This window comes from Exiguobacterium sp. s183 (assembly GCF_018617655.1).
In the GTDB taxonomy this organism is placed as follows: domain Bacteria; phylum Bacillota; class Bacilli; order Exiguobacteriales; family Exiguobacteriaceae; genus Exiguobacterium; species Exiguobacterium aestuarii_A.
Genome location: NZ_JACSKN010000002.1, coordinates 446,102 through 458,901, shown reverse-complemented (window position 1 = coordinate 458,901; position 12,800 = coordinate 446,102). Strand labels below are relative to the sequence as shown.

Here is a 12,800-nt window from a genome sequence, read left to right as displayed (position 1 = left end):
TTCCCCTCCCGTTTCAAAATAAGCGAAAGGGATGAGTAGAATGTCTACGAAGTTGGAGCATGACTCAGGTGGTTCGGCTGGAGTACATCCTGACAAGCAAGACAAGCGATTAGGTCTCGGAGCGTTGACGGCACTTGTCGTCGGATCGATGATTGGCGGTGGCGCCTTCAACTTGGCCGCCGATTTAGCGCAAGGCGCGAACGCGGGTGCCATTCTCATCGGGTGGGTCATCACCGGAATCGGGATCATCGCACTCGGTCTCAGTTTTCAAAACTTGACGATGCGTCGCCCTGATTTGGACGGTGGTGTCTATAGCTATGCCCGTGCCGGTTTCGGTTCGTTCGTCGGATTCAACTCGGCCTGGGGATACTGGTTATCTGCCTGGCTCGGAAACGTGGCGTATGCCACACTGCTGTTCAGTTCGGTCGGCTATTTCTTCCCGATTTTTGAAGGGGGACAAAATATTGCCTCCATCGTCGGAGCCTCCATCATGCTGTGGCTCGTACACACGCTCATTCTTCGTGGGGTGCATGAGGCTTCGATGATCAACATCGTCACCACGATTGCCAAGCTCGTTCCGATTTTTGCATTCATTACGATTACGTTGTTCTTCTTCAATCTCGAAAACTTCACCTTCGATTTTTGGGGACAAGGCGGCTTCTCATGGGGAAGTGTTCGCGACCAGGTCGTCTCGACGATGCTCGTCACGCTGTGGGTATTCATCGGCGTCGAAGGGGCGGTTGTTCTCTCGGGTCGTGCCCGGAAGCGCTCTGACGTCGGAAAGGCAACTGTCATCGGATTGCTCGGTACACTCGTCATCTATTTACTCATCTCCATCATGTCACTCGGCCTCATGACACCGGAAAACGTGGCGAACGCCTCGCAACCGGCGATGGCTTACTTGCTCGAGTCAGCAGTCGGTCCTTGGGGCGCGATGCTCATCAACGGTGGACTCGTCATCTCCGTACTCGGGGCATGGCTCGGTTGGACGCTTCTCGCGGCTGAAATTCCGTTCGTTGCTGCGAAAGACGGCGTGTTCCCGAAATGGTTCACGAAAGAGAATAAAAATCAGGCACCTGTCAACGCACTTTGGTTAACAAACGGATTGATTCAGCTCTTCCTCTTCACCTTCTTGATTTCAGATGCCGCCTATAATTTTGCGTTCTCCCTCGCTTCCAGTGCCATTTTGATCCCGTATGTATTCTCGGCATTTTACCAAGTGAAGGTATCGAAAAATGGAATCGGTTATAGCACCGGTGAACGGAGAACACGCGATTTGACGATTGGATTGGTCGCTTCCATTTACGGATTGTGGCTCATCTATGCGGCAGGAATCGATTATTTACTGCTCACGACCCTTCTATACGCACCAGGAACACTTCTCTACATGAAAGCGCAACGTGAAAATGGCATCAAGTCACTCAACAAAACGGAATGGTTGGTCGCCGGAGTGTTGACCGCACTCGCCATTTTCGCAGTCGTACGCATACTATCTGGTAATATCTCAGTCATCTGATCGGGGGTATCGATATGGAGAAAAAACGTGTGGTCATCGCCCTAGGCGGAAATGCGATTCAACAAGGTAAAGATGCGACAGCGGAAGCACAAATGCGAGCGGTCGAGGCGACGGCAGAATCTCTCGCAGCACTGATTGCAGAAGGGATCGACGTCATCATCACACACGGGAACGGTCCGCAAGTGGGAAATTTAATGTTACAACAAGCCGCATCAGACAGTCCGGCTACGCCGGCGATGCCCCTTGATGTATGTGGTGCGATGACGCAAGGAATGATTGGATACTGGTTTGAAAATGCGCTGACGAAAGCACTGCGTGCGCGCGGTCTTGAACGAGATGTGGCTTCGCTCGTCACACGAAGCGTGGTCGATCCGAATGATAGTGCGTTTCATCATCCATCGAAACCGATCGGTCCGTTTTATACGGAAGAAGAGGCACTTCATCTCGAACGGACGACGGGTTACGTCTTCAAAGAAGATGCAGGTCGTGGATACCGTCGTGTCGTCCCGAGCCCAGTCCCGATGAAAATCGCGGAACACGCCGTCATCCGAACGCTCGTTGAAGCGGGGCATATCGTCGTCGCTTCCGGTGGCGGTGGTATTCCGGTCATGGAGACGACTGAAGGGTATGTCGGAATCGAGGCGGTCATCGATAAAGACTTTGCGGCTGCGAAACTCGCGGACCTCGTCAACGCAGACGTATTGCTCATCCTGACTGCGGTCGAACATGTGTATGTCAACTTCGGGAAGCCAGATGAGACGGCGCTCCAAGAGACCTCAAAGGAACAGATGGAGACGTATATCGCCGAAGGACAGTTCGCTCCGGGTAGCATGTTACCAAAAGTAAGAGCGGCACTACAGTTCGCAGAATCCGGCACGAACCGGATCGCCATCATCACGTCACTCGACCAGGCGCTAGCTGCCATTTATGGGGATGCCGGAACACGCGTCCGTTTGGCTCCATCCCTCCAACAATAAGAATGTGTCGCAAACGTGAAACGTTTGCGACTTTTTGTTTTCTGTCCCGATTCAAGGGGAAGGAATGTTGTATGCCAAAAATGAGATTGCTATCATATTCAGTGTAAACGTTTGCACTAATTTCAGGAAGGAAGTGACGGAGAGCGGAAACGCTCGAGTTTATGCGCCTATTCGAAGAAAATCATGTATATCAGTCGTGGATGAGACCGAAAGCAAGAGAAGAGGCAATCGTGCAAGGAAGCTGTTATCGTTTTACCGTATTGACGAGTCAGTTAATTCGGATGGAGTATGCAGAAGACGGGATTTTTGAAGACCGTGCCACCCAAGTGGCGTGGAATCGAGAATTTGACGTTCCACAGTTCCGAGTGATCGAAGACGAGGCAGAGCTCCAAATCATCACGGAACACGTTCACTTATACTATACGAAAGGACCGTTCGCACCGAACACGCTCTATGTGGACGTGAAAGGGAACTTCAGTACGTATTACAGCCGCTACATGTTCAACGGTCCCGAGCGGACGCTGAAAGGAACGGCGCGGACGCTCGACCATGTGGACGGGGCGACGGAATTAGAAGAAGGAATTCTCTCCAAACAAGGATATGCGATCATTGATGATTCGTCCTCGTTTTTGATGACAGATGACCGCTTCGTCGAGCCGAGACGAAAAGGGATTCATGATATTTACTACTTCGGATATGGTCATGACTATAAACAGGCACTTCGAGACTTTTACACGTTGACGGGGCCGACGCCGATGCTTCCTCGTAAAGCGCTCGGAAACTGGTGGAGCCGCTATTGGCGATACGACGAAAAAGAGTATAAGGCGTTGATGCGCCGCTTCAAATCCGAAGACGTCCCGTTCTCGGTCAGCGTCATCGATATGGACTGGCACGTGACAGACATCCCGGAAGAGTATGGGAGTGGCTGGACGGGCTATTCGTGGAATAAAAACTTATTCCCTGAACCGAAGCGATTCCTCAAATGGTTAAAAGACGAGGGGATGATGGTGACGTTGAACTTACACCCCGCTGACGGGGTCCGTGCGTTTGAAGACCAGTATGCGGCGATGGCTGAGGCGATGGGCGTCGATCCGGAATCGGGTGACCGAATCCCTTTCGATTTTTCGGACAAGCGATTCATTCAAGCGTATTTCGAACAGATGCATCACCCGCATGAAGCAGACGGCGTTGATTTTTGGTGGATCGACTGGCAACAAGGGTCGACGTCGAAGATGGAAGGACTCGATCCGTTATGGATGTTGAATCATTATCACGCCATCGACATCGCTCGTGACGGCAAACGCCCCCTCATTTTTTCTCGTTACGCAGGACCAGGGAGCCACCGTTACCCGGTCGGCTTCTCAGGGGACACGATCATCTCGTGGGCATCGCTCGCATTCCAGCCGTATTTCACGGCAACAGCGACGAACATTGGTTATGGATGGTGGAGTCATGACATCGGAGGGCATCATCGTGGTAAAAAAGACGATGAGCTCGCGGCGCGTTGGGTCGCATACGGAGTGTTCAGTCCAATAATGCGCCTCCACTCGACGTTCAGCACGTTCAACGGAAAAGAGCCTTGGCGTTTCGGAATCGAAGCCGAACAGTCAATGAAGCGATTCTTACGCCTGCGTCATCAACTCATTCCTTATTTGTATACGATGAACTATCGGAACCATGCAGAAGCGTTGCCACTCGTGTTACCGATGTATATCGAACATCCCGATGATGAAGCGGCTTATCAGGTGCCGAATCAGTTTTATTTCGGAAGTGAACTCATCGTCTCCCCGATTGTCACACCAATGGACCGACAGCTCCATGTCGCGGGTGCGAACGTGTGGTTGCCGAAAGGGCAATGGTTCGATTTCTTTACAGGACATCGTTATGAAGGCGACAAGTCGATTCGTGTGTTCCGTGGACTCGAAGGGCAACCGGTCTTCGCCAAAGCGGGTGCCATCATTCCAATGATGCCGCATGAACCGCATGCGAACGAAACGGGGAACCCGAGCGAGCTAGAAGTACTCGTCTTTCCAGGTGCCTCGAACACGTTCACGATGTACGAAGATGACGGGGAAAGCCGGGATTATGAGACGGGGGCGTCACTCGAAACGACGTTCACACTCGATTGGGAAGCGCGTACGCTCCACATCGAGACGTCAGGTGATTTGACACTCGTCCCGGCGAATCGAACGTTGACGATTCTAGTCCGTGGGGTCGTCGGAGAAGGGGACTATGATGCGGAGACGCAGACGTTACACATCCCACTCGGTGAATGGAAACAGGAGCAGACCGTGACGCTGCCGGTCGATGTGACACAAAACGCACATCGACTCGACCGTCTCTATCGCTTCTTAGATCGCGCTGAAATCGCTTATGACTTGAAAGATCGTCTATATCAGATGGCGACCACGAAGACGCGTCTCGAGGCATGGCTGTTTGACCTCCATGCGTTAGAACTCGATCGTGATTTACAGGACGCGCTATTGGAACTGATGTTGGACTGAAAAAGGGGGGAGACCCCCTTTTGTCATGTCAGAAAACTGTCGGATTTAGAAAGCGTTTTCATTGAAAATCCCATTATACTGAAGATAGAAGAATAGAAATGAGGGGATGAACATGCGACACATGTGGACGATTGACGATTTACGGCAGTTGACGCTGTTTGCGACATGTCCAAGTCGAGCACTTGAACAGTTGATTCCGCACGTCTATTGCCGGACGTATCGGAAAGGACAACTGTTGTTCATGGAAGGGGACCCGCGGGAGCGTGTGTATTTCTTGATGAGCGGTTATATCAAACTCGAACGGATGAACGAGAATGCGACCCATCATTACGCCGATTACGTGAAACCGAAACAATTTTTCCCATACAACGGTTTATTCACAGGGGAAGACTATCGGCATACAGCTGAAGCGGTGACGGACATTGAGGTCATCTACATCCCGACAGATCGCTTTGAGCGGTTCGTGTCCACGCAGTCGAGCATGCTGCTCTATATCATTGGCCAGATGAATCGTATTCTTGATTTGCATGAAAGGCGTGTCCAAGAAATCATCACACCGAGTGCGAAAGAGCGTGTCATCAATACGCTCCATTTCTTAATTGAAGATTTAGGGGAACCGGACGAACAAGGTGTCCGTGTCCGATGCCCATTCACCGCAATCGAACTTTCTCGTCTGTCCGGTACGTCCCGGGAGACGGTTTCGACGATTTTAGCGAAGCTTCGAAAAGAAGAGATCCTTCGTATCGACGCCCATCAACTTGTGATCGGGCATCCTGAATATTTTGAGCAAGACATCGACTGACGCCACTCGGATGAGGGCGTCTTTTACATGTTCGAACGAGCGGGGCGTTCGCTTCAACACGTGGCATATTGTATAATTAGTGATGAATCTCACAAAGCAATGGAATTGTAAATAGAGAAAGGATGAATGCAGTGAAACGACTGCAAGCCCTTGCTTTCGCCGAAAGGGGTCACATCATCGGACTCGTGTTATCCGCGGTCATGATTGGACTATCGATTTTGGCGCAAGCGTATTTAATCGTCGACATCGTCGACCGAATCTTTTTAAAGGATGAATCATTCGAAGCCATCCTTCCGGCTTTACTATGGCTCGTCGTTGCTTTACTGGCACGAGCGCTTTTTGGATACGTGTCGGGACGCATCGGTGCGAGTTTATCCGAAAAGGCGAAACAGACGTTACGCCTTCAACTGTTGGAGCGGTACGCCACGAGTCCGGTCGAGTCATCTTTGACAGGACAATCAGGTAAAAAGGTCAGTGTGTTCATGGATGCTGTCGACGAGGTCGACGCGTACTTCAGTCAATATTGGCCGCAAGTCATCCAAACGTCGATCATCCCGCTCCTCATTTTGGTCGTCGTCTTCAGCCAACACTGGATTTCAGGAGTCATCATGATGGTCACGGCACCGTTCATTCCGCTGTTCTTCATCATCATCGGGATTGCGACTCAGAAAAAATCAGAAGAACAGATGGAGAAGATGAATCAGTTTTCCGGTAAATTTTTAGATGTCTTACAAGGATTGACGACGCTCAAGCTTTACAATCGCACGGAGCAAGAAGCGAAGGCGATTGAGAAGAGCAGCCTCGACTTTCGGGATGCGACGATGGTCGTTTTGAAGACGGCGTTCTTATCAGGACTTATGCTCGAGTTCATCTCGATGCTCAGTACCGGAGTCGTCGCGTTAGAAGTCGCATTGCAGATGGTCGTGTGGCAAAACCTCACGTTCTTCTCTGGTTTTTTGATTCTCGTATTGGCGCCAGAGTATTATTTAGCGATTAAAGATTTAGGAAGTGCCTTCCATACGGGACGTGGAAGTATGGGTGCGGCCGACCGAATCTTTGAGGTATTAGACGCCCCCGATGACCGCATCGAATGGGGAACGAAGTCACTGGGTTCACGAACACCAAACCTTGAACTCGAAGACGTCTCCTTCGAATATGCAGGCGGACGCTTTGCGCTTCAACCGTTGAGCGGTCGGATTCCGTCCGGCACTCACCTGGCCTTGGTCGGTGCGAGTGGTTCCGGGAAGACGACAGTACTGAATGTCATCTCCGGACTGCTACAGGTGAAATCGGGACGTGTCCTCGTGGATGGTGAACCTCTTCAGTCGTTTGACGAGTCTGCCTGGTACGGAAATATTGCCTATATCTCACAAAACCCTTATCTATTCGCCGGCACACTTGCCGATAACATCGCCTTAGGCGAAGAGGCCGATGAGCTTGCGTTACGGGAAGCAGCCGATGCGGCAGGACTGTCTGAGGTGATCGATCAATTACCGAACGGGATCTGGACGGAGCTTGGAGAAGGTGGATTTGGTCTATCGGGTGGAGAACGACAACGTCTCGCACTCGCCCGTGCCTTCTTTAAACGACCTGGTATCCTCTTATTCGATGAGCCGACGACCGGTCTCGATTTGAAGACCGAACAGATTGTGAGACGTTCGATTGCTGAGTTGTCGAAAGAGGCAACGTTGATCACGGTGGCTCATCGCCTGCATACAATCAAAGAGGCGGATACCATCTGGTTTATGGAGGACGGGCAACGGATTGCGGAAGGCACACATGACGCGTTGCTCGCCGTCCCAGAGTATGCGGAACTGTTTGCGCTTCAGAAAGGGGTGAGCCGATGAACTCGCTTTGGACGATTACAAAATGGATGATGCGCGAGAAGAAAGATATCCTTCTCTCCATCTTCTTTGGATATGCAGCCGGGATTGCGGCGGTCGCCCTGTTTGCAGCAAGCGGATACCTCGTCTCAAGGGCAGGGCTTGTTCCGCCACTGTATGCGCTCATGGTACCCGTCGTTCTCATCAAACTGTTCGGGGTCATTCGGGCAGGAAGTCGTTATCGGGAGCGCCTCGCGTCACACCGGGCAACGTTTACGATATTGAGCGAGCTGCGTGTCCGCTTTTATCGACAACTTGAACCGCTCGTCCCCTCGATTTTTGCAAAATATCGGAGTGGGGATTTGCTTGCACGTGTCGTCGGAGATGTGGAGAGCCTACAAAACTATTTTCTCCGCGTATTCTATCCGCCAATCATACTCGTGCTCGTGTTCTTGAGTACGATCTTCTTTGTGACGTTCTTCTCGTTCGCGGTCAGTCTATGGATCTTACTCGGTGTGCTCGTCACCGGATTTTTGATCCCACTCGGATTTGCTCGGATTCGCGCTCGTCATGACGAGACGATTCGTGCATTGCGCGGGGATGTATCGATTCAATTGACCGAGATGATGTACGGATATCGAGATTTAAAACTACATCATCAACTCGATCGTACGAAGCAAGCTGTCTATGCGCGTAGCGAACGCTACATGGAAGCGGAGCGGAAAGATACGACGAATCAATTTTTCAACTCCGCGCTCGTCGTCGCCGCCTCTTTACTCGTCTCATGGGGCGTCTTGGCAATCGGTGCCTATCAAGTCGTAGATGGAGATTTGAACGGGCTCTTCTTGGCGATGCTCATCATGATGTCGCTCACAGCGTTTGAGAACACGACACCGATGGCTGTGTTCCCGGGACACTTTGCAGACAGCAAACAAGCCGCTGATCGATTGTTTGAAGTGATGGAGCCGAGCGAAACGATTGAGGCGCTCGAAGCGAAACGTCAGGATGTGACGTTCACGGCATCGCCATCCATCTCATTTGAGCATGTTCGCTATCGCTATCCGGATACGTATCGGGACGTGATTGACGATGTGTCGTTACACATCCCGAGTGGTTCGAAGACGGTCATCGTCGGACCGAGCGGCTCCGGGAAGTCGACGTTGCTCCAACTGTTGTTGGCATTTGTCCGGACAGAAGACGGGACGATCCGACTCGATCAAGACAACTTGAATGACATGAAACAGACTTCGATCTGGCAACATGCGAGTGTCGTCTTGCAAGACAATCACTTCTTTTACGGGACCGTACGGGAGAACCTGGCACTAGCCGGTGACTTTACCGATGAGGAGATGCTTGTGGCGCTCGAACGTGTCCGTTTATCGTTTTCACTCGATGAGCCGGTCCTTGAAAAAGGGGCGAACTTGTCAGGTGGGGAACGTCAACGGTTAGCGATTGCGCGAGCCCTTCTTAAAAACGGGCTGATCTGGTTGCTCGATGAACCTACTTCTGCGCTTGATGCAGGAACGGAAGCGCATGTCTTTTCTGAACTAGTGAATCAGGCCGGGGCAGGGACGCTCATCCTTGTCAGTCACCGCTTGACGGGACTCGAAGCCTTTGACCAAATCATCGTGATGGAAGCCGGACGAATCGTTGAAATTGGATCTTATGAGGAATTGATGATGAAACGTGGTATGTTTTACGAATTGAAACAAATCGAACAAGAAGTGTTCGCATAACAAAAAGACGAGCAGCCCCGTCGGTGGGCTGCTCGTCTTGTTTTTGGCAAATATGGGTGCAACAAATGGGGGTTGTCGCAGCAATGCTTTCAAAAAGAGTGTCGTGGAGGGGAATCCACGTGACGTGATGTGTTTGGGGAACGTGCACGTCAAGCTTTTAGGAAGCTACATCTAGAGTATAGTTGATAACGATTCTCATTGTCAACGAGAATAACGAAAAAAATATCCATACGTGCTAACACGTATGGATGGGGTCTCGAATCAGTTCGAGGGGACTCCTTTTTGAACCGTGAATCGAATGAGACTGAACAAGTATCTCGTGAAGAAGAGCGCGAACGCGTAAAATAGCGCGATGAACGGTGATTGGAGGTCGATCCCAGGAATGTTCATCAAAAACTCTAAGACGAGAATCGATAGCAAGAATACGTAAAGAGCAGCGTCTAAATAAAGTGGCATGAGACGACCACGTTGATGCCAAAACGTACGGATTAGTGGTGCGACGGTCATTCCGATAATCCGTTCAGCAAAACCGATACTAAGTACGGCAATCAAGAAAGATGGGGCGGTGTTAAATGCCACTAAATCTGAGAACACGAGTCCTGAAATGAGTAAGAGTGGGCCGATGACGATCATCATCGAGAGCGACGTACGGAAGAAAATCCATAAGTTTTGTTGAATCGAACGAATTCCCCCGAGTGCCGATTGTTGAAGCGTCTTCCCACGTTTATAGTCAATCGCGAACGAGCTGATAAACATAATTCCAAACAAAGATAACAAAACTGACATGAACGATGTTTCCCCTTTTCTGAATAAATCCTGATGTACCAATCTGAACCAAAGTCTAGCCTAGTTTAACGATTCGTTTCGAGAAAGTAAAGCGAGAAAACATGCTCAAGTGTGAAGTGTTCAATCCTTTAAGAAGCGAGGATGAATCGATTTCGTCCAGACTCTTTTGCGTGATATAGCGCTTCGTCTGCGTGCTTCAACACACTATCGATTTCAATATCGTTTGAATGGCAGGCTCCTAGCGAAACGGTGATGTGTAGCGTACCTGCACTCGTTTCAAACGGGAACGTCGAAACCTTTTCTCGGATAGATTCTGCGAGGCGAGACACTTCATCTCGCGTAGCGTGAGGCATGACGATTAAAAATTCTTCTCCACCGAAGCGACCGACCAGGTGCCGTTCTTCACTTTCGTTGACGAGCAGCATACCGAGTTCACGTAACACGTCATCGCCGACGTCGTGCCCGTACGTGTCATTCACCCGCTTGAAGTGATCAATATCGACTAAGATTAACGCATATTCTTCTGCCTCGACCGTCAAGTTAGCCATCGCTTCATTCAACAAACGACGGTTGGCAATTCCGGTGAGCGCATCAGTGCGCGCAAGCTGTTGTTGATGTTGGACGTTCTCAAAGTGACGGCGTAATTCGAGCAATAACCGATAGGCGGCACAAGCTCCACCATAAGACATTAACGTGTAGACAATCAGGACGGGATAGAACAGATTGAGCGGCAGTGCGGCATAGATGGCTGCTCCAAAAATGGCGATGCTGATTGTCGTGAATACAAGTAATGTCGGGCGTGTGTTATCCATACGTTTACGTAAAATGCTTGTCGCCCCAACTAATACAATCATTGTCGCGATGGCAAGGTAGAGACCGATCATGGCCCCATCTGTAAAAAGTAGGACAAGGAAGCGACCCGTCAATAAGATGACACCCGCGACGGCACCACTTACCCATCCGCCAAATAGAACGGCGAGTATGATTGGGATGTTACGCAAGTCGATGAGAACCCCTTCAAGAGGTAAGGCGTTCACTAACAACAAGATGGCAATCAGTCCGGTTTGTACACCGAGTAAAACTCTTCCCTTTAACGGAGACTGTGGTGTCAACCGAGGTCGATTACGGAACGGCAAAAAGGAAATCGTGAAGAGCGTGAATAAGATACACAGGTTGATAAAGAATGCATTGACGATTGTGAGCATCGAAGCTCCCCCTTACCCTGTATGGAAATATTTAGTTATAGTATAAATCATCTTGTCGGAAACAGGTAGGATTAACCTGCGACCAAAAATATAAGTTCTTCTGATTTAGAATTCAAGTCCAACTCCAATCATTCCTTTTCGGTTTCACAGACATGTTTCAACTTTTAGAACTTTCGTTATCGAAAATCGAAAGTTTGGTATGATAAGAGAAAAGGAGGACTGTCCGTGCGTTACTGGGATCATTTTAAGCGAGCGTTTATTCCGATTGCGCTCATTTTGATTGGATTAGCGATCTTTTATACTTTATCGGCTAGAGATAACATGGTGTTGACGCTTTTAGGGGCTGCGATTGTAGGAGTCATCTTATTTTTAGTGATGCGTCATGTGAACCAAGTCGAAGAAGACTAAAACGAGAACACATTTTGTGGTTCTCGTTTTTTGTTGTCTTGCGACTTTTTTGGGTACACTACAAAGTAAGGAGGGATTTTTTATGGCAAAAGCTACATTTGCGGGAGGCTGTTTTTGGTGCATGGTCAAACCGTTTCATAAATATGAGGGGGTCGAACGTGTCATTTCCGGCTACACGGGAGGACATGTCGACAACCCAACGTATCAACAAGTCTGTTCAGAGACGACGGGACATTTAGAGGCGGTCGAAATCACGTTCGATCCTGAGGTCATCTCGTATGAGGAGTTGCTTCGCATCTATTGGCGTCAAATCGACCCGACAGACGGCGGTGGACAATTTAATGATCGAGGCGAATCGTATCGTCCGGCAATTTTCTATCATTCAGAAGAACAACGGGACGCAGCGGAGCGCTCGAAACAAGAAGTAGAAGACTCAGGACGGTTTGATCGTCCGATTGAAGTCGACATTCGCCCTGCGAAAACGTTCTGGGAAGCGGAAGATTACCACCAGGACTACTATAAAAAGAATCCGTTCCGCTACGAAATGTACCGGGTCGGCTCGGGTCGCGCGAAATTCGTAAAAGAAGCATGGAGTGATCGGAAGAAGCAACAGGCACTCCGTGAGCGCTTGACGCCGATGCAATATAAAGTCACACAAGAAAACGGAACAGAGCCGCCGTTTAAAAACGAATACTGGGACGAAGAACGTGAAGGATTATACGTCGACATCGTTGATGGAACACCACTGTTCACATCTCACGATAAGTTCCAGTCAAACTGTGGATGGCCGAGCTTCTCGCGTCCGATCGAGGAGAAACGAGTCGACTTGAACATGGACACGACGCACCACATGGTCCGGACAGAAGTCCGTTCAAAACAAGGTGACAGTCACCTCGGTCACGTCTTTGATGATGGACCGAAAGAACTCGGTGGTTTACGCTATTGCATCAACTCGGCCGCTCTCCGATTCATTCCTGTAGAAGAGCTTGAAGAAGCTGGGTACGGGGAATATAAACACTTATTCAACAAGTGAAGGGGAGAGT

Annotated in this window: 10 protein-coding genes; 8 read left to right on the top strand and 2 right to left on the bottom strand. The window is 50.0% G+C overall.

The window, feature by feature from the left end; translation table 11 throughout:
• The first annotated feature begins 40 nt into the window (after window positions 1-40).
• The 6 genes from arcD to cydC all read left to right on the top strand — a co-directional run bounded on the left by arcD (window position 41) and on the right by cydC (window position 9,358).
• Complete coding sequence (gene arcD, locus KNP62_RS07790; RefSeq protein ID WP_214785023.1) at window positions 41-1,516, top strand: arginine-ornithine antiporter; 1,476 nt, start codon at window positions 41-43, stop codon at window positions 1,514-1,516.
• A gap of 14 nt (window positions 1,517-1,530) precedes the next feature.
• A complete protein-coding gene (gene arcC / locus KNP62_RS07785; protein WP_214785021.1) occupies window positions 1,531-2,493 on the top strand; it encodes a carbamate kinase in 963 nt (320 codons plus the stop codon).
• A 161-nt stretch (window positions 2,494-2,654) separates the two neighbouring features.
• The gene (locus KNP62_RS07780) at window positions 2,655-4,997 is read left to right on the top strand and encodes a glycoside hydrolase family 31 protein (RefSeq protein WP_214784999.1); all 2,343 of its coding nucleotides are present in this window, start codon (window positions 2,655-2,657) and stop codon (window positions 4,995-4,997) included.
• Window positions 4,998-5,109: 112 nt separating this feature from the next.
• The gene (locus tag KNP62_RS07775) at window positions 5,110-5,799 is read left to right on the top strand and encodes a Crp/Fnr family transcriptional regulator (RefSeq protein WP_214784997.1); all 690 of its coding nucleotides are present in this window, start codon (window positions 5,110-5,112) and stop codon (window positions 5,797-5,799) included.
• Between the two features lie 122 nt (window positions 5,800-5,921).
• Complete coding sequence (cydD, locus tag KNP62_RS07770) at window positions 5,922-7,646, top strand: thiol reductant ABC exporter subunit CydD (RefSeq protein WP_214784995.1); 1,725 nt, start codon at window positions 5,922-5,924, stop codon at window positions 7,644-7,646.
• Window positions 7,643-9,358 (top strand): thiol reductant ABC exporter subunit CydC, encoded by a 1,716-nt coding sequence (gene cydC / locus KNP62_RS07765; RefSeq protein WP_214784993.1) that lies wholly within the window; start codon window positions 7,643-7,645, stop codon window positions 9,356-9,358. Before cydD ends, cydC begins: the two co-directional genes overlap by 4 nt.
• Before the next feature lie 261 nt (window positions 9,359-9,619).
• Here the strand turns inward: cydC and KNP62_RS07760 are convergent, their stop codons facing one another.
• Window positions 9,620-10,144: a hypothetical protein gene (locus KNP62_RS07760; RefSeq protein WP_214784991.1), complete on the bottom strand. Its 525-nt coding sequence runs from the start codon at window positions 10,142-10,144 to the stop codon at window positions 9,620-9,622.
• A gap of 128 nt (window positions 10,145-10,272) precedes the next feature.
• A complete protein-coding gene (locus KNP62_RS07755) occupies window positions 10,273-11,349 on the bottom strand; it encodes a diguanylate cyclase (RefSeq protein ID WP_214784990.1) in 1,077 nt (358 codons plus the stop codon).
• 225 nt (window positions 11,350-11,574) lie between these two features.
• On the opposite strand from KNP62_RS07755, the gene KNP62_RS07750 reads away from it, so the two are divergent.
• Together KNP62_RS07750 and msrA are read left to right on the top strand one after the other, a co-directional pair.
• Window positions 11,575-11,757, top strand: a complete 183-nt coding sequence (locus KNP62_RS07750; RefSeq protein ID WP_031422036.1) for a hypothetical protein — start codon at window positions 11,575-11,577, stop codon at window positions 11,755-11,757.
• Between the two features lie 82 nt (window positions 11,758-11,839).
• The gene (gene msrA / locus KNP62_RS07745; protein ID WP_214784988.1) at window positions 11,840-12,790 is read left to right on the top strand and encodes a peptide-methionine (S)-S-oxide reductase MsrA; all 951 of its coding nucleotides are present in this window, start codon (window positions 11,840-11,842) and stop codon (window positions 12,788-12,790) included.
• Window positions 12,791-12,800: the final 10 nt, after the last annotated feature.

Coding starts and splice junctions, on each gene's coding strand:
- arcD (WP_214785023.1), top strand. CDS start 41: ATGTCTACGAAGTTGGAGCATGACTCAGGTGGTTCGGCTGGAGTACAT.
- arcC (WP_214785021.1), top strand. CDS start 1,531: ATGGAGAAAAAACGTGTGGTCATCGCCCTAGGCGGAAATGCGATTCAA.
- KNP62_RS07780 (WP_214784999.1), top strand. CDS start 2,655: ATGCGCCTATTCGAAGAAAATCATGTATATCAGTCGTGGATGAGACCG.
- KNP62_RS07775 (WP_214784997.1), top strand. CDS start 5,110: ATGCGACACATGTGGACGATTGACGATTTACGGCAGTTGACGCTGTTT.
- cydD (WP_214784995.1), top strand. CDS start 5,922: ATGAATGCAGTGAAACGACTGCAAGCCCTTGCTTTCGCCGAAAGGGGT.
- cydC (WP_214784993.1), top strand. CDS start 7,643: ATGAACTCGCTTTGGACGATTACAAAATGGATGATGCGCGAGAAGAAA.
- KNP62_RS07760 (WP_214784991.1), bottom strand. CDS start 10,144: ATGTCAGTTTTGTTATCTTTGTTTGGAATTATGTTTATCAGCTCGTTC.
- KNP62_RS07755 (WP_214784990.1), bottom strand. CDS start 11,349: ATGCTCACAATCGTCAATGCATTCTTTATCAACCTGTGTATCTTATTC.
- msrA (WP_214784988.1), top strand. CDS start 11,840: ATGGCAAAAGCTACATTTGCGGGAGGCTGTTTTTGGTGCATGGTCAAA.